Source organism: Candidatus Manganitrophaceae bacterium (assembly GCA_016200325.1).
Classification (GTDB): Bacteria; Nitrospirota; Nitrospiria; order SBBL01; family Manganitrophaceae; genus Manganitrophus.
Genome location: JACQEZ010000020.1, coordinates 14,275 through 37,454, shown reverse-complemented (window position 1 = coordinate 37,454; position 23,180 = coordinate 14,275). Strand labels below are relative to the sequence as shown.

General features: G+C 56.5%; 20 protein-coding genes and 1 riboswitch. Of the genes, 13 read left to right on the top strand and 7 right to left on the bottom strand.

Features of this window, described 5'->3' with window-relative positions; translation table 11 throughout:
• Positions 1 to 9: 9 nt before the first annotated feature.
• The 8 genes from pdxA (at position 10) to HY282_17285 (ending at position 11,534) form a co-directional block, all read left to right on the top strand.
• Positions 10 to 1,017: a 4-hydroxythreonine-4-phosphate dehydrogenase PdxA gene (gene pdxA, locus HY282_17320; GenBank protein ID MBI3805512.1), complete on the top strand. Its 1,008-nt coding sequence runs from the start codon at positions 10 to 12 to the stop codon at positions 1,015 to 1,017.
• The gene (gene rsmA, locus HY282_17315) at positions 1,014 to 1,853 is read left to right on the top strand and encodes a ribosomal RNA small subunit methyltransferase A (protein ID MBI3805511.1); all 840 of its coding nucleotides are present in this window, start codon (positions 1,014 to 1,016) and stop codon (positions 1,851 to 1,853) included. The genes pdxA and rsmA overlap by 4 nt, the downstream gene beginning before the upstream one ends.
• Before the next feature lie 39 nt (positions 1,854 to 1,892).
• A complete protein-coding gene (locus HY282_17310) occupies positions 1,893 to 3,626 on the top strand; it encodes a ribonuclease J (GenBank protein MBI3805510.1) in 1,734 nt (577 codons plus the stop codon).
• 44 nt (positions 3,627 to 3,670) lie between these two features.
• On the top strand, positions 3,671 to 5,860 hold the full coding sequence (locus tag HY282_17305) for a DNA translocase FtsK (GenBank protein MBI3805509.1): 2,190 nt from the start codon (positions 3,671 to 3,673) through the stop codon (positions 5,858 to 5,860).
• Between the two features lie 4 nt (positions 5,861 to 5,864).
• On the top strand, positions 5,865 to 6,557 hold the full coding sequence (locus HY282_17300) for an outer membrane lipoprotein carrier protein LolA (GenBank protein MBI3805508.1): 693 nt from the start codon (positions 5,865 to 5,867) through the stop codon (positions 6,555 to 6,557).
• A gap of 112 nt (positions 6,558 to 6,669) precedes the next feature.
• Positions 6,670 to 10,476 (top strand): response regulator, encoded by a 3,807-nt coding sequence (locus tag HY282_17295; protein MBI3805507.1) that lies wholly within the window; start codon positions 6,670 to 6,672, stop codon positions 10,474 to 10,476.
• Positions 10,466 to 10,852: a response regulator gene (locus tag HY282_17290; GenBank protein ID MBI3805506.1), complete on the top strand. Its 387-nt coding sequence runs from the start codon at positions 10,466 to 10,468 to the stop codon at positions 10,850 to 10,852. The genes HY282_17295 and HY282_17290 overlap by 11 nt, the downstream gene beginning before the upstream one ends.
• 190 nt (positions 10,853 to 11,042) lie before the next feature.
• Positions 11,043 to 11,534: a YajQ family cyclic di-GMP-binding protein gene (locus HY282_17285; GenBank protein MBI3805505.1), complete on the top strand. Its 492-nt coding sequence runs from the start codon at positions 11,043 to 11,045 to the stop codon at positions 11,532 to 11,534.
• 38 nt (positions 11,535 to 11,572) lie between these two features.
• On the opposite strand, the gene HY282_17280 is transcribed toward HY282_17285, so the two are convergent.
• The 3 genes from HY282_17280 to HY282_17270 all read right to left on the bottom strand — a co-directional run bounded on the left by HY282_17280 (position 11,573) and on the right by HY282_17270 (position 14,349).
• Positions 11,573 to 12,895 (bottom strand): glycerate kinase, encoded by a 1,323-nt coding sequence (locus tag HY282_17280; protein MBI3805504.1) that lies wholly within the window; start codon positions 12,893 to 12,895, stop codon positions 11,573 to 11,575.
• Positions 12,896 to 13,029: 134 nt separating this feature from the next.
• Positions 13,030 to 13,677, bottom strand: coding sequence for a fructose-6-phosphate aldolase (fsa, locus tag HY282_17275; GenBank protein MBI3805503.1), 648 nt, complete (start codon positions 13,675 to 13,677; stop codon positions 13,030 to 13,032).
• A 12-nt stretch (positions 13,678 to 13,689) separates the two neighbouring features.
• A complete protein-coding gene (locus tag HY282_17270; protein MBI3805502.1) occupies positions 13,690 to 14,349 on the bottom strand; it encodes a tetratricopeptide repeat protein in 660 nt (219 codons plus the stop codon).
• Positions 14,350 to 14,663: 314 nt separating this feature from the next.
• Between HY282_17270 and HY282_17265 the strand changes: the two genes are divergently transcribed.
• The 4 genes from HY282_17265 to HY282_17250 all read left to right on the top strand — a co-directional run bounded on the left by HY282_17265 (position 14,664) and on the right by HY282_17250 (position 18,572).
• A complete protein-coding gene (locus tag HY282_17265; GenBank protein ID MBI3805501.1) occupies positions 14,664 to 15,950 on the top strand; it encodes a hypothetical protein in 1,287 nt (428 codons plus the stop codon).
• Positions 15,951 to 15,984: 34 nt separating this feature from the next.
• Complete coding sequence (locus HY282_17260; protein ID MBI3805500.1) at positions 15,985 to 16,875, top strand: DUF362 domain-containing protein; 891 nt, start codon at positions 15,985 to 15,987, stop codon at positions 16,873 to 16,875.
• A 197-nt stretch (positions 16,876 to 17,072) separates the two neighbouring features.
• A complete protein-coding gene (locus HY282_17255; GenBank protein MBI3805499.1) occupies positions 17,073 to 17,945 on the top strand; it encodes a hypothetical protein in 873 nt (290 codons plus the stop codon).
• A 57-nt stretch (positions 17,946 to 18,002) separates the two neighbouring features.
• Positions 18,003 to 18,572, top strand: coding sequence for an NAD(P)H-dependent oxidoreductase (locus tag HY282_17250; protein MBI3805498.1), 570 nt, complete (start codon positions 18,003 to 18,005; stop codon positions 18,570 to 18,572).
• 50 nt (positions 18,573 to 18,622) lie between these two features.
• On the opposite strand, the gene HY282_17245 is transcribed toward HY282_17250, so the two are convergent.
• The 3 genes from HY282_17245 to HY282_17235 form a co-directional block, all read right to left on the bottom strand.
• Positions 18,623 to 19,168 carry a DsbA family protein gene (locus tag HY282_17245; protein ID MBI3805497.1) on the bottom strand — a complete coding sequence of 182 codons (546 nt, stop codon included), beginning with the start codon at positions 19,166 to 19,168 and terminating at the stop codon, positions 18,623 to 18,625.
• Between the two features lie 16 nt (positions 19,169 to 19,184).
• On the bottom strand, positions 19,185 to 19,640 hold the full coding sequence (locus HY282_17240; protein MBI3805496.1) for a DUF5069 domain-containing protein: 456 nt from the start codon (positions 19,638 to 19,640) through the stop codon (positions 19,185 to 19,187).
• Between the two features lie 84 nt (positions 19,641 to 19,724).
• On the bottom strand, positions 19,725 to 19,958 hold the full coding sequence (locus HY282_17235) for a DUF2630 family protein (GenBank protein ID MBI3805495.1): 234 nt from the start codon (positions 19,956 to 19,958) through the stop codon (positions 19,725 to 19,727).
• A 240-nt stretch (positions 19,959 to 20,198) separates the two neighbouring features.
• Positions 20,199 to 20,283, top strand: a riboswitch (cyclic di-GMP riboswitch).
• A 46-nt stretch (positions 20,284 to 20,329) separates the two neighbouring features.
• Here HY282_17235 and HY282_17230 point away from each other — a divergent pair.
• Positions 20,330 to 21,535: a fibronectin type III domain-containing protein gene (locus tag HY282_17230; GenBank protein MBI3805494.1), complete on the top strand. Its 1,206-nt coding sequence runs from the start codon at positions 20,330 to 20,332 to the stop codon at positions 21,533 to 21,535.
• Positions 21,536 to 21,538: 3 nt separating this feature from the next.
• On the opposite strand, the gene HY282_17225 is transcribed toward HY282_17230, so the two are convergent.
• Entirely contained in the window at positions 21,539 to 23,110 is a 1,572-nt protein-coding gene (locus HY282_17225; protein ID MBI3805493.1) for a DUF4382 domain-containing protein, read from the bottom strand.
• Between the last annotated feature and the right edge of the window lie 70 nt (positions 23,111 to 23,180).

The window sequence follows — 23,180 nt, the reverse complement described above, 5'->3', positions numbered from 1 at the left end:
GCTGTTATGATAAAGCCTGTCATCGCCATCACAATGGGCGATCCATGCGGGATCGGCCCGGAGGTGATCGTCAAAGGTTTACAGGAAAAAGGACTCTACGATCTCTGTCGGAGGCTCGTCATCGGAGATGCGCGTTGGATGTCGGAGGCGGCGGCCCGTTTCGCGCCGGCCCTTTCGATCCGCCCGATCACATCGCTCTCGGAGGCCCGCTTTGAGGAGGGGGTCGTCGAGGTTTTAGACATCGGAGAAAAACCGCTCGCGCCGCTGGAACATGGAAAACCGCATCCCGCTGCGGCGCGCGCCGCGCTTCAGGCGATCACGCGAGGGGCCGAGATGGCGCTGCGCGGGGAGATCGACGGCATCACCACCGCGCCGATCAATAAAGAGGGGATGAAGGCGATCGGTTTCGCCTTTCCCGGGCATACCGAATTCCTCGCCGACCTCGCCAAGAGCGAGAAGTTCGCGATGATGATGGTCGGCGGCGGATTGAAGATCACCTTGACGACGATTCATCTCGCCCTCCGAGAGGCGATTGCAACGCTTCAAAAAGAGATGATTCTCGATGCCCTCCGCCTCACCGATCAATCGATGAAACGCGATTTCGGGATTGAGACGCCGAGGATCGCCGTCACCGCGCTCAATCCGCACGCCGGCGAGCGGGGTCTCTTCGGCGATGAAGAGAAGCGGGAGGTCGTCCCGGCGGTGGAGACGGCCCGCCGGGAGGGAATCGACGCGTCCGGTCCTTATCCGGCCGACACCCTTTTTTACCAGTTGAAGATCGGCCGATTCGATGCCGCCGTCTCCCTCTTTCACGATCAAGCGCTGATCCCGATCAAGCTCCTCGCCTTCGGCAATGCCGTCAACGTCACCATCGGTCTTCCTTTTGTGAGAACCTCGGTCGACCACGGCACCGCCTATGACATCGCAGGCAAAGGGATTGCCGACCCGGGAAGCTTGAAAGAGGCGCTTCGGTTGGCCGCTGCAATGGCCCAAACCGGTCGCCGCCCACACCGATGAACCGACCCCTTCCCCGCCCCCGGAAGGCGTGGGGCCAAAACTTCCTGATCGATCCGAACATCCAGAGAAAGATTCTCGATGCGGCCGAGATTCAGCCGGGCGAACAGGTGGTCGAGATCGGCCCGGGCCGGGGCAGTTTGACGAAGGGACTCCTGGAGCGGGGTGCGGCGCTCCTCGCCATCGAAATCGATCCTCTTTTAGTCGGGATGCTCCAACAGGCATTCCCCGCTCCGCATCTCAAGCTGGTCCAGGCCGATGCGCTTCAATACCCCTTTGAGCAGCTCCCCGCCCCCTTTAAAGTGGTCGCCAACCTTCCCTACTACCTCTCCACCCCCCTGCTGTTCCGCCTCCTGGAGGAGCGCCGCCGGATCTCCAAAATGGTATTGATGCTTCAAAGAGAGGTCGCCGAGCGCTTGGTCTCCGCGGAGGGAAATAAAAACTACGGCGTTCTGTCGGTTCTGGTTCAGCTGTATGCCGACGTTCGGATCGCCTTTCATGTTTCGAGAGGCTGTTTTCGTCCCCGCCCCGAGGTCGACTCTTCGGTGATCCTCCTCCATCCGCTCTCCGAAACACGGGTTCCCCTTCGGAACGAAGCACAATTTGTCCGCATCGTCCGGGGGGCATTCGGACACCGGCGAAAACGGCTCGCCAACGCCCTCGAAAATGCCGGCTTTCGAAGAGATCGGGTGGAAGCGGCGCTGAGAAAAATCGGGATTGATCCGGGCCGCCGCGGGGAGACCCTCTCGCTCGCCGAATTCGCTTCGCTGGCTGACACTTTGGACGACTCTTTCGGAGATCGTTTGGGAGATCGTTTGGGAGATCGTTTGATTGATTAAGAAGGCGATTTATGCTATATTCCCTATTCGAGAAAACTGATGTCGCAAGAACAAATAGAAAAGACCGTTCACCCTCTCCATGTCGTCCCGCTGGGAGGCTTGGGGGAGATCGGCATGAATATGATGACCTTCGAATACGAAGGCTCGGTCGTGCTGGTCGATGTCGGATTGATGTTCCCCAAGAACGATATGTTGGGCGTCGATATCGTCATCCCCGATTTCTCTTCCCTCTTTGATCCGAATAAAAAGGTCCTCGGCATTTTTCTGACCCATGGGCACGAGGATCATATCGGTGCGGTTCCCTATCTTCTCCGGGAGATGGATGTCCCGATTTATGGAACCCCGCTGACCCTCGGCTTTGTTTCGGAAAAATTGAAAGAGCATCGGTCGGAACTTTTCCGGCGGGAAGATGGGTCGCCGATCACCCCCCGTCTGATTTCGATTAAACCGAGAGAGCCGATCTTTGTCGGGCCGTTTTGCATCGAGCCGATCAGCGTGACACACAGCGTGGTCGACAGCGTTGCCTACGCCATCACCACCCCGGTCGGATGCGTTATTCATACCGGAGACTTTAAGATTGATCCCACGCCGGTCGGCGGAAGCTATTTCGACAGTGACCGATTCAAGGAGTATGGCGAAAAGGGGGTTCTCGCCCTCTTCTCCGACAGCACCAATGCCGAGCGGGAGGGGCACACTGGATCGGAGAGCCGCGTCGGCGAGAACTTTGAAAAACTCTTTGGCGAGGCGGAAGGGCGGATCATCATCGCGACCTTCTCTTCGAACATCCACCGGATCGACCAGATCGCTCAGATTGCCAGCCGCCGGGGACGGAAAATTTTCCTGGCCGGACGGAGCATGATCGACAACGTCCGGATTGCGAGGGAACTCGGGTACCTCTCCTTCCCCCTCGACCAGATCGCGCCGATCGACGACCTCGGCCATACCCCCGATGGAGAGGTGGTCCTGATCACCACCGGAAGCCAAGGAGAGCCGATGTCGGCGCTCTACCGGATGGCGACCGACGATCACAAACAGATTCAGATCAAACCGGGTGACACGGTTATCTTATCGGCGAGGGTCATTCCCGGAAATGAGGAAGACATCTCCCACGTGATTAACCACCTTTTTAGAAAAGGGGCCCGCGTGCTGCATGAAAAGATTGCGCCGGTCCATGTCTCCGGCCATGCCAGCCGTGAGGAGCAGAAAAAGATGATCGAGTGGATTCGGCCCGAATTCTTTATCCCGATCCATGGAGAGTATCGGCAGCTGATCTCCCATGCCGCGCTCGCTTCGAAAGCGGGGATCGAACCGGGACATATTTTGGTGGTCGAAGACGGCGACGAAATTCTGCTCCGGCCGGGGAGATGCGAAAAAGGAAAGACGATTCCCTCCGGACGGATTTATATCGACGGGAAAGGGATCGGCGACGTGGAACAATCGGTTTTGAAGGACCGGCGGCACCTCGGCTCCGACGGAATGGTCATCGTGACGGTCACCCTCGAAAAAGAAGGGAGAAAGATCCGGTCGGGCCCCACGCTCCTCTCCCGTGGATTTACTTCCCAAGGCGGCGAGCCTCACCCTCTCTGGAAGGAGATGGAGGCCTCCCTCCGCGCCCTTCTCTCCGACATGGAGACCGACCCGATCTGGGGCTCGGAGTTAACCGCCGACCTGAAAGAAGGGATGGAGACAAAGATCCGCCAGACCGTAAAGAAACTCATCTCCAAGAAAATGAACCGATATCCAATGATCATCCCCAACGTCATCGTCATCTAACGCTTCAACCACGCTCCAAAAGGCGCGCCGCGCGCAAGGTCCCTATGGCGTCAAATAAGTCGAACGGTTATCGGGATGAAATGATCGGGCTGCTGCTGATCGTCGTGGGGCTTCTGTTGGCGATCAGCTTCCTTACCTATCACCCCGAAGATATTTCTTTTTCGACGACCGCGACCCATCCACAGATTCAAAATGCCATCGGCAAGGCGGGAGCGAACCTCTCCGACCTCTTCTTCCAGCTGTTTGGAATCGCTTCTTATCTCTTTCCGGTGATCTTTCTCGTTTTAGGAATCAAATTTTTCAGGGAGGGGTTCGGTCCGATTGCGCTGCGTAGTGTCTCCGGCTCGGCCCTTCTCCTCTTGACGGTCGCCTCGTTGGCCGAATTGGAGTGGGGAGGCTTCGGATCAACCGTCTCCCCCAATTTCCGGGGCGGGCTCATCGGCCGATTGCTGTCGCAGTTTTTCCTCGACTATTTCGCCGCCATCGGGAGCCATATCATCCTCTTCTTCCTCTTTCTCCTCGGCTGGATGTTGATCTCCCCCTTCTCTCCCCGCGCGGCGCTGGAGCAGATCCGGACCCGGGCGTCGGATTTACACCAAATGATTTGGGAGCAGATCGTCATCCGTCAGGGAAAAAAGAAGCGCCGCGCTACCGCCCCCGCGCCTTCATCGAAAGAGCCGGAGATCGCCCGAACGCCGGCGGTCGAACCCCCTCTCCCTCCCCAGATCGCCCTGCGTCCGCAGCAAGAGGTCTTTCCCTTTGTGAGGTCGGAGGAGGGAGATTATCGCCTCCCTCCCCTCTCCCTTTTAGCCGATCCTTCCAGCACGTCCAAACGGATGAGCGAAGAAGAGTGGGTCGCCCAATCCCACATCCTGGAGAGAAAGCTGCTGGATTTCGATGTCGAAGGGAAGGTGACGCAGGTTCATCCCGGGCCGGTGGTCACGATGTTCGAATTCGAGCCGGCCCCCGGCATCAAGCTCAATCGAATCACCAACCTCTCGGATGACCTCGCCCTGGCGATGAAGGCGATGCAGGTCCGCATCGTCGCCCCCCTTCCCGGAAAATCGACAGTCGGGATCGAAATTCCAAACAACATTCGGGAAGAAGTGATCTTAAAAGAAATTCTCTCTTCGGCCCCCTTCAATCAGATCGGCTCGAAGCTCCGTCTTGCCCTGGGAAAAGACATCTTCGGAAATCCGGTCTCCGCCGATCTCGCCACGATGCCGCACCTGCTGATTGCCGGTTCGACCGGGTCGGGAAAGAGTGTCGGTTTAAACGGGATGGTTCTCTCGCTTCTCTACTCTGCAACCCCTTCCGAAGTAAAGATGTTGATGATCGATCCCAAGATGCTCGAATTCTCCCTTTACGACGGCATCCCTCATTTGGTGGCGCCGGTGATCGTCCGAGCGAAAGTCGCCTCCGATGCGCTCAAGAAGATGGTCGCCGAGATGCAACGTCGGTATCAGCTCCTCGCCGAGAAGGGGGTTCGCAACATCGAGGCCTATAACAAATTATTCAAGAACGGCGCCCCCCCTGCGAAGGTGGAGACGGTCACGCCGGAAGGAGCCCCCCCTCCAGAGCCGCAGGGCCCGCTGCCGTATATCGTGATCTTCATCGACGAGCTGGCCGATCTGATGATGGTGGCGCCGCGCGATGTCGAGGATTCGATCACCCGCCTGGCACAGATGGCCCGCGCGGCCGGGATTCACCTGGTCCTCGCCACCCAGCGTCCCTCGGTCGATGTGATCACCGGGGTGATCAAGGCGAATTTCCCGGCCCGGATCGCTTTCTGCGTTTCGTCCAAAACCGACTCCAGAACGATCCTCGATGCCAACGGCGCCGAGCAGCTGTTGGGAAAGGGAGACATGCTCTATCTTTCGGCCGGCACCGGGAAGATTCTCCGGGTGCACGGCTCCTATGTCTCGGAAGAAGAGATTAAAAAGGTCACCTCCTTCGTGAAGGAACAGGCCTCTCCGCATTATGAGGCCGCCCTCTCGGAAGAGGCCCCTTCCCCGGAAGAATCTTCCTTAAACGAACGGGATGAACTTTATGAACAAGCGCGAGAGCTGGTCATCTCAACCGGTCAGGCATCCGCCTCTTTCATTCAGCGGCGGATGCGCGTCGGTTACCCCCGTGCCGCCCGGATGATCGAAATGATGGAAGAGGATGGGGTGATCGGACCGGCGAGCGGCGGGAAACCGAGAGAGATCCTCGTCAAAAAGGAGATCGGTTAATGATTTGCTTTATCAGAAAGGATTTACTGTGACGTTCTTTAGAATAACGCTGAGCCTCTTCATTCTTTCCCTATGGGTGACATCGCCCCGCGAGAGCGCAGCAAAAGAAGATCCGGCCTCCGTGGCGAAAAAGATCCAGGCGGCCTATGATAAGATCACCGACCTGCAGACCGACTTCGTCCAAACCGTTCGCTTCCAAGACTTCGACACCCCCTATGTCTCCAAAGGAAAATTGTTCCTAAAAAAAGGAAAGATGCGGTGGGACTACCAAGAACCGAGCCGTCAGCAGATTGTCGTTGAAGGAGAGACGGCCACCTTCTATATCCCGGAGCACAAACAGGTCATCAAGAGCCGGATCGGCGGCCAATCGGACAGTCACCTGCCGCTGCAGCTTCTTTCCGGAACCAGCCGCCTCGACCAAGACTTTCAAATCTCCATTGAGGAGGAACGCCCCGACAAATCGCTCTCACTCCGCCTGACTCCGAAGAGCAAGGAGACGCAAGTCAGCAAGGTCCTCGCCTCAGTCGCTCCCTCTCCTCAAGTAGAAGGGTTGGTGATTCAGAAAGTGACCCTCTTCGAGGAAAATGGAAACGTTTCCACCTTTTCTTTTGAAGGAATGCAGATCAACAAAGGGATCGGTGAAGACCTCTTTGTCCTCAAAATTCCCAAAGGAACGGAGGTTATCGACTCTCCGTAAGGAACCCCCTTTTTCAAGAGTACAGAATAGAGAGAGCCGTTCTTGAGGGGGAATTCAATGACATTTTCCCGCTATTCGGATATACTCTAAAATATTTACGCCGAGGGGACCTTTGGTCGACGCGTCGAGGAAGACCGGGCTAAAAAAGAAAATTGTTTCGGCGATGGTGATCATGGCCATCCTCCCCGTCTTCCTTGGACTGATTGTTACCTCTTGGAGAGGAACCACCGCCCTTCGCAAGGCGATTGGAACCAACTTTGAAGGCCTTGCAAAAGAGGCGGCAAGCAAGACCGACCTCGGTGTTCAAAAAGAAATCGCCGAGCTTCACTTTATCGGCGCCTCCCCGGAAATGCAGCAAGCGTTACGCAACAGCACAATGCTCACCTTCGATCGGGAAGCGCCCTCCGGCAAAGCGCTTCCCTCTTCTCTCTTCGACCCGAAACTCGTCCCCTTTTTAGACCGAACCATTCACCTCCCCGAAAATGAATCGGTTTTACAGTCGCTGGTCGTCGTCAACCGCATCGGCACTCCCATTGCGGCCTCTTCCAATATCCTAGATAAGGTCTCTTCCACTGCGGAATCCGTTTGGTGGAAAGAGAGTTCCAATGGGGAAAAAGGGGCCGTCTACATCGGCGGGATTTATCAAGACGATCAAAACAGATCTGATTTTCTCTTCGATATTGCGTTACCTATTTTTCAGAAGGAGAACGGACGATTCCTAGGGGCCCTGAAGGCGAGCCTTCATCTCAAACCGTTTTTGCAGCCGTTTATCTATCCGATTCGGTTCGGATCGACCGGACATGCGATGCTGATTGATTCGGCCGGCGTCGTTTTAATCTGCCCGATCCTTCCAACCGGAAGCCATGTCGCCGATCCCTCTCTTTTAGAGACCATAACCTCCGATCATTCCGGCTGGGTCACCGCCCACAACGACGGCCATGGCGGGACCAATTCCATTGTCGGATTTGCACCCCTTCCCGCAGTCAGCCAGTTGGTTTCCGCGAAGGGAGGCAAACCGTGGCACAGCTTTATCCGGCAGGAGCCGAAGGAGACCTATGAGCCGATTCAGTCGCTGCTGAGGACTGTCTCGGGATACGGATTGCTTTTGGTTGTCTTTACAGGTACCATCGGGTTGACCGTCGCGGGAAAATTGGTGAAGCCGCTCCTTCTGTTGCACGAGGGGGCCGAACATATTCGAAAAGGGGATCTCGGATATCGTCTTCAAGTCAAAACAAACGATGAAATCGAGGCACTTGCCGATAAATTTAATGAGATGGCGGAGCGGCTCTCCGAGTCGTATGCGACCTTAGAGCAGAAGGTTCTGGCCCGGACCCGCGAGCTCCAGGCGCTGAATCAAATTGCGATGACCTCGAACCAATCGCTCGAATTGCAAGGCCTCTTGGATACGACGATTGAAAAGGTCATTGAGGTCACCGGATTCGAGTCGGGATATATCGAGATCCTTAATCCGAAAGAAAACAGGCTGGTGATGAAGAGCCATTTCGGCCTCTCTTCCGCGTTGCTCGACCAACAGGGCCTCTTCTCTGAAAGCCGTCCCCTCTCCGAAGAGGTCATCGAGACCCGCGCGCCGGTCATTCTGGAGCGGGCGCAGCAGCCGGAAACAAAGCACCCCTTTATACTGGAAGGGTATCAGACCCTCATTGCCTTCCCGATTCAATCGAAAAATAAAATCATCGGGACCTTTACCCTCGCCAGCCGGGCGGTTCACTCCCTGACCGTGCAAGATCTACAGCTTCTCTCCTCGATCGGGAACCAGATCGGCACCGCGGTGGAAAACGCCCATCTCTACCAAAAAGAGCAGGAGACGGTGGAGAAGCTGGTCGAGATGGATCGAATCAAATCGGAATTCCTCTCAAACGTCTCACACGAACTCCGAACCCCGCTGACCTCCATTATCGGTTTTTCGGAAATTCTCCTCGACCACTTGGCGGGTGATCTGACCTCCGAGCAAGAATCATACGTCCGGAACATGAACACAAGCGGGCAACACCTCCTCGAGATCATCAACAATCTCCTCGACCTCTCCAAAATCAAAGCCGGCAAGATGGAGATCTATCCTCATCCCTTCAGCCTCCGAGGCCTATTGGAGACGGCCCAGCAGACGATCATCCCGCTGACCTATAAAAAAGGCCTCCACTTCGACGTCTCGGTTGAAGAAGGGCTCGATGTGATCTACAGCGATGAGGGAAAGATTAAACAGATTTTGCTGAACCTCCTCGGAAATGCCGTCAAGTTCACCCCGGCCAATGGCATCATTAGCCTTCATGTCCGGATGAGCCGGCTCGGACGGTCCCAAGCGGTCGAGATACGGGTCCGAGACACCGGCATCGGCATTCCGGAACATTCGCTGAAAAAGATCTTTGACGAATTCCAGCAGATCGACGGTTCCTATACCCGCGACTATCCCGGCACCGGTTTGGGCTTGGCGATTACGAAGCGCTTTATCGACATGCTGGGGGGGGAGATCACGGTTCAAAGCCAATCCGGGGCAGGCAGCACCTTCCGTGTCCTCATCCCGCTCTCGGAGGGGAGCCGGATGCGTCAGCTTGATCTGGTTATTCCCTCACAAGACGCGGTGAGAGCCGCACAGCCCTATAATCTTCAATTGCAAGACACGGAAGAAGAGCGTCCCCGCATCCTCATCGTTGAAGATGATCCCGCCGTCGCCAAGCTGCTCGCCCTTTATCTGACCCAGGAAGGCTATGCCATCCTTCATGCCTATGACGGACAAGATGCGATCGAGAAGGCGCAGGAGCTCCGACCTTTTGCGATCACCCTCGATATTATGCTCCCGCGGATCGACGGGTGGGAGGTGTTGAAGAAGTTAAAAACCCTCCCCGCCACCCGAGACATTCCGGTGATCATCGTTTCCATCGTAGAAAATCCGACCCTCGGCTTCAGCTTGGGGGCAGTCGACTACTTCACGAAGCCGATCAATCGCAAAGGGCTGATCGACAGCCTGAAGAAGTATAGCATTACCCAATCGATCATCCGAAAACCGATCAACTTCTTGGTCATCGAACAAGACACGACGGTCATGGAACAGATCGGCTCCATTCTCGACGAGGAACGCTTCGGCGTCATCAAGACGAACAAAGGGGAAGAAGGGGTTGCTTTGGCAGTCGAGATACAGCCTGATCTCATCCTCCTCGACCTGATGCTTGAAAATATCTCGGGCATCGAGACGATCCACCGTTTAAAACAACACCCTACCGCAAAGAACATTCCGATCATTCTCTTTTCATCAAGGGAGCTGACGCGCGAAGAAAAACATATCCTCGACGGCCAGGTCCGGGAGATCATCTATAAGGGACCGTCCCTCAAGGAGACGTTGATTCAGGAGGTTCGAAAGTTTGAGAAGCTCTATCCGGACAAGGCCAAGATGATCGACGGCCTCACCGGCCTCTATAATGAACGGTATCTCAATAACCGGCTGGCCGATGAGGTGAATCGGGCCTTCCGCTATAAACGCCCCTTTTCAATTTTCGTCTCCAATATCGATGAATTTCGCCTCTTCAATCGACGGCATGGAACCGAAGCGGGCAACCACGTGCTGCGTGAGTTGGCTGTCCTCTTTCGGCGAAATACACGCGCGTCGAATCCGCTCTGTAGGTGCGGCGGGAGCACCTTCACCCTGCTGCTTCCCGAAACGACGCGGGATGCCGCACGGATGGCCGCCGAAAAAATCAGGAAATTGGTAGAGTCTCACGATTTCTCCGTTTCAGGAAAACAGTCCCTGGAAATGATCACGATCAGCATTGGCATCTCCACCTTCTTCGATGATGCCGACACCGCCGAGAAGATGATTATTCAGGCGAGCAGCGCGTTGCGCCACGCGCAAGAGCAGGGAGGCAATCGCACTATGTCGAGCGATCGGATCCATACCCATGAATCCTAAAAAAGTATTGATTGTCGATGATGAAGAGTTCGTCCGACAGCTCATTCAGATCAAGCTGAAGTTCTGCGGGATTGAAACGATCGAGGCTGGAAACGGCGTCGACGCAATCGAGAAGGCGATCTCCGAGCGACCCGACCTCATTTTGATGGATGTCATGATGCCGAAGATGAACGGCTTCGAAGCCTGTCAACGGCTCAAAGCGAGCAAAGAGACGGAGCATATCCCCATCGTCATGCTGACCGCGCGGGGCGATCCCACCGCGAAGGAGCGGGGCGAAAACGCCGGAGCCATCGAATATCTCACCAAACCGTTCTCGCCGCAGAAACTGGCCGATCGGATCATCGAGATCTTAAAGCAGTCTGAGGTTCAATCGTGACGCAGCCTTGCAGGCTGCGTGCTCGCTTCCCTATTCGATCTTCCCGATCTTCCCATTGACAACCCCGCTTCGCTCATTGTATTTTGAACTATCTTCCTCGCCAGGATGATCGAGGCCTTCACCTGCCGGGGGGACGGCTTCTTCGATGTCGCCCCCAGCGAACCTGCGCCCTCCAAGAAAGGAGTATCCCATGGCGGACAATTCATTCGATGTCGTTTCAAAGGTCGAAATCCAAGAGGTCAAGAACGCCGTCGAGCAGGCGGTCAAAGAGATCCGCCAGCGCTTCGACCTGAAAGGAACCAAGAGCGAAATTCGGCTGGAAGAAGAGAAGGAGCTGATCGTCACCTCGGACGACGATTACAAGTTGAAGGCGGTCCTCGACATTCTTCAATCCAAGCTGGTCAAACGAGGGGTCTCTCTAAAAGCGCTCGATTATCTGCCGATTGAACGAGCGCTGGGGGGAACCGCGCGCCAAAAGATCAACCTTCAGCAGGGAATCGCTTCGGAGAAAGCAAAAGAGATTACCAAAGCGATTCGAGACAGCAAACTTAAAGTGCAGGCGCAAATACAAGGAGACCAGGTCCGCATCTCCAGCAAGAGCAAAGACGATCTGCAATCGGTCATGAGCCTTCTTCGTTCCCAAGACTTTGGAGTCGATTTGCAGTTTGTAAATTACCGATGACGAAAAGCAGCCTGCGCCGGCCCGAACCGGAAGGGCTCCTACTCAATAAAGATTAAATAGAAATCGTTCAAATGGGTCCGTGTCGGACCGATTCGAATCAGATCTCCCAGGGCATCAAAGAAATAATACGCATTGTTATCGTCCAGCGCCCTCCGGGCATCGATCCCCTTCCGGGCCGCCCGCGAAACCGTTTTTCCATCGGCCACCGCGCCTGCGGCATCGGTCGGACCGTCGGTCCCGTCGGTGGAGAAAGCGGCCGCCATCATTCCTTTTTCCCCTGCAAGGGCAAGGGCTGCGGAGAGGGCAAATTCCTGACAGCGTCCTCCCCTCCCACGCCCGCGCACCGTCACCGTCGTCTCGCCTCCCGCAATCAAACAGACCGGCGGCGCGTTCTTCTTCTGATGCCGCTTTCTCTCCAAGGCAAGCGCGATCAGAACCTTTGCCACCTCTCGCGCTTCCCCTTCCAGACCGGAGGTCAGACGCTCCGGATGAAATCCGGCCGCCTTGATCTGACGGGCCATCTCGGCGACGGCGACGGCGCCGTTCCCAATCAACCGGTTTTCAATGTTGCGCCCGAGGCGTTTCGGCGTGTCGGGACGGCGGCCTGCAGCCCCCGCTTGAAGGACCCACCGTACCGACCGATCGGCCTTCCTCCAAATGGAATACCGATTTAGAATATCGATTGCATCGGCGAAGGTAGAGCGGTCAGGGACCGTCGGGCCGGAGGCAATCACATCGAGGCGATCTCCGACGACATCTGAAAGAATGAAGTTCACCATCCGTGCCGGCGAGACCGCCTCCGCGAGACGCCCCCCTTTGATTCCGGAAAGATGTTTGCGGACGGCATTGATCTCACCGATGACGGCGCCCGAACGAAGAAGGAGGTCGGTGACCTGCCGCTTGGCGCGAAGGGAGATCCCCTCTGCCGGCAGCGGCAGCAGCGCCGAGCCGCCCCCCGACCAAAGTCCGATGACCAGATCGCCGCGCCGGACCTCGTGGGCCCGATGAAGGATCTCTTTCGCCGCCGCCTCGCCCGACCGGTCCGGGATCGGATGCCCTGCTTCAATCACTTGAATTTTACGGCAAGCGCCACCGTAGCCATACTTCGTCACGACGATCCCGCCGGTGATCGCCTCGCCGAGGATGCGCTCCGCCTCCTCGGCCATCCGAGCCGATCCCTTCCCGGCTCCGAGCAGATGGACCGCACGATTCCGCCGGAGCGGATAGCGATGATCTCCCCATTCCACGATTTCGTTCTTGAGACGAAGATTTTTTCGGAGAAGCAAGGCGGGATCTAACGCGCTTAGAAGAGACCGGATGATCCGTTCAAGCGATTTCTTTTGAAGAAAAGGAGGGTTCATCGCTGGCAGTGGCGTGCATTAAAGGGAGGGATCACGGGAAGGTCGGACGCCATTGATCGAAGTCTGGGCGCGGTGACCGGAGCCTACGGATTGTGAGACAAAACTTTTTTCGACCCGGCGTTTCGAGTCAAGCGTTATCCCTTGGACGCTTTCTCCCAATCTGAGAGAAATTTCGCCAGCCCGAGATCGGTCAGCGGGTGTTTCATCAATTGTTGTAAAACGGAAAAGGGCATCGTGGCGACATGGGCCCCGATCTGGGCCGCCTCGATCACATGGATCGGATTGCGGATGCTGGCGACCAGGACCTCGGTTCCAAAGTCATAGTTCGAAAAAATGGTAACGATCTGATCGATCAGATCCATACCGACCTGACCGACGTCGTCGAGCCGGCCGATAAAGGGGCTGACGTAGGTCGCCCCCGCCTTGGCGGCCAAGAGGGCCTGCGCCGGCGAGAAGATCAGCGTCACATTCACCCGGGTTCCCTCTTGGGAGAGACGGCGGGTCGCTTTGAGTCCGTTCGGCGTCATCGGCACTTTCACGACGACGTTTTGATGAATCTTCGCCAGCGAGCGTCCCTCCTCGAGCATTCCCTCCTCATCGGTGGCGACCACCTCCGCCGAGATCGGCCCATCGACGATCTGGCAGATCTCTTCGATCAGCTTCCTGAAATCTCTCTTCTCCTTGGAGACCAACGACGGATTGGTGGTGATCCCGTCGATCAATCCCAACGCAACCGATTCTTTGATTTCGGAAATATTTGCGGAATCCAAAAAGAATTTCATCGAAACACTCCTTTATCTCCGGGGAGCCGCGGACGGCTTCGGCTTGGCGCCTGTTTGCGTCAACTCCTTAATCTGTTTTTTAAGCTCTTCCGACAGGGGATCGTTCGGCTTCAGTTGAACCAGTTTTTCCCAGACGACTCTCGCTTTATCGGGATCATTCTTGTCGTTCAAATAGATAATGCCGGAGTTGTAAAGGGCGACCTCATGATTCGGATCGACCTTCAACACTTTGTTTAACTCTTCCAATGCCTGGTCGGTCTCTCCGAGGCTGCGGTAAGAGGAGGCGAGATCGGTCCGGACATGGTTGTTGTTGGGATCGACATCGAGCGCCCGCTGATAAAATTCCTTGGCTTTCTCAAAACGCTGAATGTCATAATTTGCGTTTCCCATGAAGACGAGCGCCTCGATATCTTTTGGATTCTTCTCCAGACGCGCTTTATATTCCGCCAATTTTTGCATAAAAGGAGCCGGGGCGCCCGATCCGTGGGGAGCGTCACCGGGCGGAGAAGGAGGCGGCGCGCCGGCCGACGGGGCTGCCGGAGCGGTCGCGGCGGGGGGCGGCGGTGGAGTGGCTTCGCCGACCTTCTCGTCAATGCGCTCTTTCTTTTGGCAGCCGAGAAGCGCAAGGGCCAAGCAGAAAGAGACAAAAACAACCCTGAATAAAACAACCATGGGACAACCTCATAAAAAAAGACGCCCCATCTTACCCGATCACCCACCGGGTGTCAACACTTCTGCGGAGGGAAGAGCGACCGCGCCACGACCTTTGTGACGGCGGCTGAACCGGTCGATGGCCGGGATTGACAGCGCTCGGCGAAAGTTGCAAAAATAAATGGATGGAGTTGACAAGGCGATCCTTGTTTTCACCTGTTTTCGCCGACCCAACCTGAGCAATCAAATGGGAACAGGTGCTTTGCAGATAAACCTGAAACGGTCGCCTCGACTGAGAATAAATAGCGCACTGAGAATAAATAAAGGAATAACCGATGATCTCACGGAACGATGTAAAGAAATTGCTGGCGTTCGAAAATGGAGACGCCTGGGTCACCACCTTGAGTTTAAACGTCGACGGGCGGGCGCTTCCAAAGCGCCAGGGATACAGTCTGGTCTTCAAAAATCTGCTGAAGCAGACGCGGGCCGATTTAGAGCAAGCGGCGCTGTCGCCGCAGATTCGCGCGTCGATCGAAGCGGATTTTAATCGGATGGAAGCTTATCTCCGGGATGAATTTCAAAGAAGTCACCATCGCGGCCTATTAATCTACGCCTGCTCACGGAAGGGACTCTGGCAACCGCTTTCTTTCCCGGTTCCCCTTCGATCGAAATTGGTCGTCCAGCCCCACCCCTATACCCTTCCCCTCACCTCCCTCCTCGATCAATATCCAAAATATGGTGTCGTCGTGGTCAGCCAAGAGCGGGCCCGCATCTTTGAAGTCTATTTGGGCGAGATCGTCGAGCATTCTGAAATCTACGACGAGGTCCCCGGCAAGGTCCACGATCCCGAAAGCAGAGAATTCAAATCGATGGCTTGGTATGGGTTGGCGGAGCGGCGGCTGGAGCGACGGGGGAGAAGGTCGGAAAGCGGCGTCGGGGGGGGGAACTCGGAGAGCAGCGTCTATGGATTGGCCGAGCGGAAAATCGAACGTCACGTTGAAAACCATGTCCGGCATCACTTCAAGCGGATTGCCGACACCACCTTTACCTTCTTCCGAGACCATCACTTCGATTCGCTGATCCTCGGCGGCCAGCCGGAAAATGTAAACGGATTTGAATCGACCCTGCATCGGTATCTCGCCTCCCGGATAATCGGAAGGATTAAGGGAGATCCCAAATCATCCCTCCCCGAACTGCTGGAAGAGAGTCTTCAGGTCATTCAGCAGGCGGAATCGGAGCAAAAAGATCAATTGATCCAGCGGATCAAAGATGCAAACGGTCCGAATGGGCTCGGCGTCCTCGGCCTGGCCCCCACGCTGCATGCGTTGATGCAAGGGGGGGTGCAGACGCTGGTCGTCCATGACGGGGCGACCCTTCCCGGCGGACGATGCCCTTCTTGCGGCCATCTCACCTTACAAGAAGAGGCCGCCTGCCCCGATTGCGGCACGGCGACGGAGCCGATTCCCGACCTCGTCGAAGAGGCGATTGAAGAGGCGATTTTGCAGGGAGCCCAGGTGGTCCACCTGCAACAGCATCCGGTCCTTTCGGAGTCACAGGGGATGGCCGCCCTCCTTCGTTATCAGCCGGCAAGAAACACCAACGTGGCAAAAGGGGCGGCTTAATCGCTTTATTCATCACTTAAGGAGGGATCTGAAAATGGCGGCGGTTGCACTGACAGCGCATGCCGAGATCGGGCGAGCGATCGAAGAGGCGCTCGGATTCATTCCGGTCGAGTCGATCCTTCGGGACAAGATCGTCGCCATCCATCCGAACGACACCATGGCGACCGACGACGACACCTCCGCCGTCACCCAACCCGACACCTTGGAAGCGGTGATCCGATATGTAAAGCGGTTCCAGCCGCGCGAGCTCATCGTCTCAGGCGGCTCCGGCGCTTTGGAAACCGAGGCGGTCTTCCGGGCCAGCGGGATGATGGCGGTGGTTGAACGCGAGGGGGTCGCTTTCGTCGACCACAACAAGCCGCCGTTTGCAACGATTCCGCTCGATTATGGGCCGATGCGAGAGGTGGTCGTCCATGAAGGGGTGCTCCGTTATGAAACGGTCATCTCCTTGAGCCAGCTGAAGGTCCACTCCCAGTCGGTGATCGTCGGCGCCATCAAAAACATCGCGATGAGCTGGCCCGCGGCCGACTATTACGGCCACCCCAGAATGGGGAACAAATACGGACGGAGCGGAATGGTGGAGGACAAAAACGCCTTTATCGCCGGAATGCTCCAGCGCTTTCGTCCCCACCTCGGCATCGTGACGGGACATCCGGCGATGATCGCCACCGGGCCGACCGGCGGGGTCGCCATCGAAACCGGACTGGTCGTCGCCGGCGTCGACCCGGTCGCGGTCGATACGGTCTGCGCCTCGCTCCTCGGCTTCTCTACCCTCGGCGTGGAATACCTTCGCCAGGCGATCAAACTGGGCCTCGGCGAGGGCGACCTCAAACGGATTGAGATCAAAGGGCTTGGTCTGGACGAAGCGATGCGCATTTTTAATGAGAAAGCCTATGGTGTCCGCCGGGTATTGAAATCGGCCTGATCGCCGGAACGGTCCCCTTTGAGCGACATCCCATCCTGGCCGAGCCGACCGGTGCGGTCGTGAGGAGACCCGGACCTCCTTTTCCTTGACTTTAGGGGAGCCCTTCTGTTATCTCCCCAATACTAGGGAACCGCCTTTTAATCCAAGGCACTCTCTCTCTTTACTTTCATCGTAGATATTAAAGTAGACATTAAATTATGGCCTGGATCATCCAGCACCTACTCGCAGTGACCCTGTTGATGCTCCTCTTTGCAGTTGGTTCCGTCCTGGGCCTTTTTCGGTTTCTTCCGGAGCGCTATTTTCAGCGGTCCCGACCGCGGTTTGCAGCCCTTGCCGCCAGCGGGGTGGTTGCAGTCCTTTTCTCAGTGATCTTAACCAATTGGTATGGCCTCAAACGAGACCGAGATGACCGCTTGATCGCGTTGCGCGATCAACACTATCGGCAACTTCGGCCGGTGCTCCGACAGGAGGCGCTGAATCTTCAAGAAATCGCCGGGCTCATTTCGACAGAGGCGCATATCGCACAGATGACAAAAGGCCGGGCCGGGGCCGATCCATCGCGCTTGCTCTGGCCGGAGGAGATGAGTCATGACCTGGTCCATCATTTCTCCGATTATGAGCGCTCGAAGCAAGATCTCCTGATACAGATCACGATTCAAGATCAGGAATTCCACTCGGCGCTCGACGTCGCCGAGCGCCAGAGGACGCCGCCGATCGAATTGGCCCCGGATTGGAGGGAGACCGTCTCGATGGCGTTCATTGAATCGTGCGTGGGACATGGAAACGGCATCGGGCTGATCGTCAGCAAAGAAGGATTTATTTTTTCGTCCTGGGACGTTTCAACCCGTGGGAAGGGGGCTCCCTCTCCCGATCAGGCGGCCGCTTTTCAACGATTTAAATTGCTCCATATCGACCCGACGCTCCGGTTCCAGTGTGACAGTCTGAAATCCCGTGCCCAGGTCATTCAACAGCGGGCGGAGGAGCTCGCGCAAGAGGCGCTGCGCCTCTCCGACGGGTGGGTTCTCAACGGGAGCTGTGAATTTATCAAAAGCGAGGATGGACTCGACTGAGGGCGGAAGCGATCGGCGGAGATCGGTGAGCCGACCATCATTCATCCGGAGTGATCTGTGAAAATTTTGGCCTTTGCCGCCTCTCTGAGGCAGGGATCATACAACCGCAAGCTGATCAAGGAAGCGGCGGCGCTGCTCCGATTCCATTCGGATCTGGTGTTGGATCATGCCGACTACCGCGAATTTGAAATGCCGATTTTTGATGGCGATTTGGAGGAGCGGAGCGGCATCCCGGCCGGGGGAAGAGAATTCATCCGGCGTATTCAAGGGGCGGACGGTCTCGTCATCGCCACACCGGAATACAATGGAGGGATACCCGGCACCCTGAAGAACGCGATCGATTGGTCGTCGAGGAATGACCCCGATCCCTTGGAAGGAAAACCGGTTTTATTGCTGGGGACTTCGCCCGGCCGATTCGGTGCCGTGCGGGGGCTTTGGCATACGCGGGTGCCGTTCGAGGCGATCGGCGCTTACGTCTACCCGGAGGTGTTTGCGCTTCCCCTCGCCCGCGAGGCGTTCGACCCGTCGGATCGATTTATCGATCCGAAAAATCGAGATCGGCTGGGAGCGCTCCTCACCGCTTACCTGCAGTATGTCGGTTCCCTCAGCCGACGGATCGACCGTTAACGCGTTGATCCGGCCGGCGATATCGATTCCCTCGGACCGGCCGAATCCTTTCACACCAGGCCGGTTCGCTGGATCGTTCCCCAGAGCGACTCGATATCATAGTCTCCGCTGTGGAGGAGCCCATTCACGTAAAATTCGGGGGTCCCGGTCGCACCGCTGTCCAGACCGCTTCGCACATCTTCTTTCACCCGCTCGGCATGGACATGCCCCTCGAGCTCCCGTTCAAAGTGATCGGGATCGAGATCGAGCGCCTCGGCGTAAGAGACCAGGTCTTCCTCATCGAGCGCATATTGATTCTCAAAGAGCATTTGATACATTTCCCAGAACTTTCCCTGGGCTGCGGCCGCTTCGGCCGCCTCGGACGCCTGCTGCGCATGCGGATGCTTCTGGGTGAGCGGAAAATGCCGAAAGACAAATCGGACCCGGTCGCCGAGCCGCGCCTGGATCTCCTGAACGATGTCGACGGCCCGCTGGCTGTGGGGACATTCAAAATCACCATATTCGACCAGCGTAATCGGCGCCGTCTCCAGGCCCTGAATATGGTCCCGGGGGCCGACCGGCACCGCCAGCTTCCTCTGATTTTGCTTCGCATTCATCTCATCCCCTCCCTTATTAGAATCGATCTTCTTCTAAATCGTAGACATCGAACCAGATATAGACGGGGCGGTGTTTCGGGACATATGTTTCGATATACGCTTCCAGATATTCCTGGGCATGGTCCTCCAAATCGCAGAGCCTCAACGCGCGCATTTTATTATTCCACCGGATAATCTCCATCCGATCCTTCACTTTCGACTTTGCAACCAACCAGTCGGCAAACTCCGCATCGGTCGCCCCGGTCGCGACGAATGCTTTGACCGGCTCCGGACCGAGTCCGGTGAATGCATATAATTGGCTCGACAGGGAACAGGGCCAGTAGTTGTACTCCCCATTCATCCCTAAAAGGAACGCCCGGCATTTGTCGAGCGCCCGGGCCGCAATGACATACCCTCCGAGCATCGCGTGGGGACTTCTCGGAAAATCTTTCCTCAAATCTTTTGCCATCAGGCGAAGCTTCTCCTCGTCCATCTTCTCTCCTCTGTCGTCGGCAATCCGGACCTGCGATTGTGAAACCCAATCTCGATTCAAACCTCGGGAAGCCCCGGGACAGGGTTACTGTTCGTAATTTTCGACCACTTTTGCCGGACGGACCTTGGCGACATCGGGATTCGCCTGCGCATCGCGGAGGCCGCGTCTTTGCCGCAGCAGGTCCCAGCATTGATCCAATTCCACCGTGATCTTCTGAAGGCGCTTCACCTCATCGTCGCTCAGATTCTCCTTTGAATAGAGGTGGTGCTCTTCTTTTGCAAGCGTATCGATGTGATTTAACACCTTTCCGTCTTCCATGTTGGAATCCTCCGCTGTGAATGAGATCGGTATGACCCGCCTGTCGGGTCTTTCAGCCCAGTCTAAATGAAGCGCCTCGCCCCTTACAAGTCTCGTTCAAGGGAGAATGCAATTTAGTTGACATCGATTTTTTAACCGTGCTAAATTTCGTTGGATGTTTGGAAATCGGCGCCGGTCAACCGGCGCCGCGTGAAAGATCTAAAAAATAAAATCGCATTTCCGAGAAATACTTTCTCATCCTTTGATTCAGAGCAAACCTGTCGAAAGATGGGGACGCAGAGCCACGGGGCTAAAGCCGACAAGCCATGCCCGCCAAGCCGCCGAAGGAAATTCCTTTTGGCGGCTTTTTTGTGTGTGGAGACTCTGCGGCGATGCAATCTCGGACAAAAACGGTAATTCCCTTTCTCATCCTTTTTATTTTCACCCTGCTTACGGTGTCATTGCTCGGCCGGACCTCTCCCGTCTTTGCATTCAATGCGACTTTATCTTGGGACAGTGATACCGATCCGAACCTCGCCGGATATAAAGTGTATTATGGGTCGGCGTCGCGGAGTTATGGAACACCGATTATCATCGGCAAGCAGAATAGCTACACGGTCAGCGGGCTCGGATCGGGAACATACTACTTTGCCCTCACCGCTTATACCGCCTCCGCGGCGGAGAGTTCGTTTTCAAACGAGATCAGCAAAACGTTTTTGGAGCCGGCGCCGATCATTCTCAGCATCCGGACCAGCAATACCTCCGGCAGTAGCACGACAATCGCTTGGATAACTGACAAACCGTCCGACGGCCAGGTTCAATACGGCACAACCGCTTCCTATCGATTATCCACCCCGATCGCCGCCTCATTGGGACTGGCCCACAGCCAGATTCTAAAAAACCTGATCCCTTCGACGACATACCATTTTAGGGTTCTCAGCCGAGATGCGGCGGGAAATCGGGCCACCTCAGCGGATCACACCTTTACCACTTCCGCCGAGACGCCCCCTTCCCCCGTCGGCGATGCCACGCCGCCCCTTCTCTCAGGCCTCACTTTAATCGATCTCACCAGCAGCAGCGCCTCTATTACTTGGAACACCAACGAGACGGCGACCACCCAGGTAGAGTATGGCACCACCGCCTCGTATGGTTCTACATCGGCACCCAATACCGCTCTTTCGACGGAGCACAGCGCAACCTTACTCGGCCTGACCCCATCGACCACCTATTATTACCAGGTAAAAAGTGCCGATCGCTCCGGGAACCTTGCGATCTCCGCCAACACCCTCTTCACCACCCCTGCATCCGACATCCCTGCTCCGGTAGCCGACATTCCCGCTCCGGTCTCTTCGATTTCAACCCCTTCTTCTCCCCCCCTTTCGACCGGCCCGGACGAACTGCCGCAAAATCAAAGTGCCGCCAACGGCGGAGGATGCGCGGTCACGAACGGATCGAATAGGAACCCTCGAAGCCTGAACCAGGCAGCCGAGATCCCCTTGCTCCTCGGAATGGTTTTCCTGATGCTCTTGAAGAAAGTGTTTAAGAGGGAAGGAAGATCGGAGAAAGAAGGGCGGGATTCGAATGAACCCCGCCCCTGAAGGTCAATGATGAGAGAGGGAGAAGTCGGCGTTCATAAAGGTTCCGCCGGTTGATGGGACGACGATCTCAATACCCTTCGGTGAGAGGTGGGGAAATCCCTTTGCGGAGAGAATGGCGATGGTATACGTTCCCGGCGCCAGGTCATCGAGAGTAAATGAAACGGCTCCCGTTTTGTCGACATCGACACCGACCGAGTTCACATTCTCATGGCCGATCGTGGCGCTCACCAAAACGGTACCGGAGGTAAACCCGGTCGGCAGATCGGCCACTGTGATATTGCCGGTCACCTTCCCCGCCGTCCCCGACGCCGGCTGCAGGCTGGCGGAGCCGGTAAACTCGACCGCCGTCGGCGCATCCTTTGAAAGGGTCACCGTGCGACTGCTCACCTTATAGAGGCCATCATCGTTCGGCGTGTCGACGAGATACTGGGCCGCCGCCGACAGCTCTTTCTGATAGCTGACCGGAACGGTCGTGGCATAGGTCCCATACCAGGGCGCGTCGGCGGAGAGGCTGAAGATGAAAGAGCCGTCGGTCAGGTCGACGGCATGCCGATTGACCTGGTACGGCTTTCCGTTGATCGTCTGACGGACACGGGCATCGGCGCTCGTCGGATTGATATGGCCGTTCAACACGGCGACCGCCGAGAGCGGCAGCGCGATCGGCTGCGTCGTCGTGCTGAGGGCAGTCTCCCCTTTCGCTGCCACCGGAACCCCGGTGGTCAACACGGTCGCCGTCACCTCGGAGGCGATCACCACATCATAGGTCCCCGCGGTGTCTTGCGGATAGAGGGTTTTGACCATGTCGCTGTTCGGCAGCGGATATAGAATGAACGTACCGTCCGGCTTGATCCGGGTCTGCTTGTAAACATATCCATTAATCTCCGCCTTGACGATCGCCCCGGAGGAGGTCGCATCGACCGCCCCGACGATTCTCCCGGCCGCCGATCTTTTGACGATCAAAACATTCGGCCGGAGGAAATAGCTGCCGTCCTTCGCTTTGAGAATCGACCGGCAGGCATCGAAGTCGACAATCAGCTCCTCCTTCTCGCCCGTCTTAATTTCAAATTCATGACCGAGCCTGATTCCATCGGTAAATCCGGCCGGGATGTTGAGGGGAGAGGCCTGGCCGTCGACCGTCACGTAATTTTTAAAGGGGGGGGTGTCGCTGTCATTTGGGACGAGGAGAAGACGCACCTGGGTATAATGTCCCGCTGGGAGCGGCGCCAGTCCGAGGTCGGTCATCACGCCGTTTTGCAGCGTCAAAAGGTTGATCTGCTGCGGACCGTTCGGAAGGGGAATCTCAATCCATCCGCCGTCGTGCGCCGCCGCCGACGGGTTCTCATGGACGCGGAGCTTCTGAATTGTGACGAAAACGCCGTCGAAATCACATCCGGAGGCATCGGTCAACGAAACCGCCAAGGTTCCCTTGTTTAAATCAGGGCCGGTCGCCTGGGAAGAAGGAGAGACGCTTCCATTGCCCGATCCGCTCCCACAGGCCGCCAGAAAGAGCATTTCACAGAGAAGAAGCAGGGTGAGTAAAAACCCTTTTTGTCCTTTCAGAACAGAATTCACCATCAGAACCTCCTTTATTTCGGAAAAACCCGCCGACCATGGCGGCATGAGGGTTAGACGCCCCGCTTCGGAA

Bases quoted from the DNA above. Each gene is read 5' to 3' on its own strand.
- rsmA (MBI3805511.1), top strand. From the start codon at position 1,014: ATGAACCGACCCCTTCCCCGCCCCCGGAAGGCGTGGGGCCAAAACTTC.
- HY282_17235 (MBI3805495.1), bottom strand. From the start codon at position 19,958: ATGGAAGACGGAAAGGTGTTAAATCACATCGATACGCTTGCAAAAGAA.
- fsa (MBI3805503.1), bottom strand. From the start codon at position 13,677: ATGAAATTCTTTTTGGATTCCGCAAATATTTCCGAAATCAAAGAATCG.
- HY282_17260 (MBI3805500.1), top strand. From the start codon at position 15,985: ATGGCGGCGGTTGCACTGACAGCGCATGCCGAGATCGGGCGAGCGATC.
- HY282_17280 (MBI3805504.1), bottom strand. From the start codon at position 12,895: ATGAACCCTCCTTTTCTTCAAAAGAAATCGCTTGAACGGATCATCCGG.
- HY282_17310 (MBI3805510.1), top strand. From the start codon at position 1,893: ATGTCGCAAGAACAAATAGAAAAGACCGTTCACCCTCTCCATGTCGTC.
- HY282_17225 (MBI3805493.1), bottom strand. From the start codon at position 23,110: ATGGTGAATTCTGTTCTGAAAGGACAAAAAGGGTTTTTACTCACCCTG.
- HY282_17285 (MBI3805505.1), top strand. From the start codon at position 11,043: ATGGCGGACAATTCATTCGATGTCGTTTCAAAGGTCGAAATCCAAGAG.
- HY282_17240 (MBI3805496.1), bottom strand. From the start codon at position 19,640: ATGGACGAGGAGAAGCTTCGCCTGATGGCAAAAGATTTGAGGAAAGAT.
- HY282_17265 (MBI3805501.1), top strand. From the start codon at position 14,664: ATGATCTCACGGAACGATGTAAAGAAATTGCTGGCGTTCGAAAATGGA.
- HY282_17305 (MBI3805509.1), top strand. From the start codon at position 3,671: ATGGCGTCAAATAAGTCGAACGGTTATCGGGATGAAATGATCGGGCTG.
- HY282_17245 (MBI3805497.1), bottom strand. From the start codon at position 19,168: ATGAATGCGAAGCAAAATCAGAGGAAGCTGGCGGTGCCGGTCGGCCCC.
- HY282_17230 (MBI3805494.1), top strand. From the start codon at position 20,330: ATGCAATCTCGGACAAAAACGGTAATTCCCTTTCTCATCCTTTTTATT.
- HY282_17255 (MBI3805499.1), top strand. From the start codon at position 17,073: ATGGCCTGGATCATCCAGCACCTACTCGCAGTGACCCTGTTGATGCTC.
- HY282_17290 (MBI3805506.1), top strand. From the start codon at position 10,466: ATGAATCCTAAAAAAGTATTGATTGTCGATGATGAAGAGTTCGTCCGA.
- HY282_17270 (MBI3805502.1), bottom strand. From the start codon at position 14,349: ATGGTTGTTTTATTCAGGGTTGTTTTTGTCTCTTTCTGCTTGGCCCTT.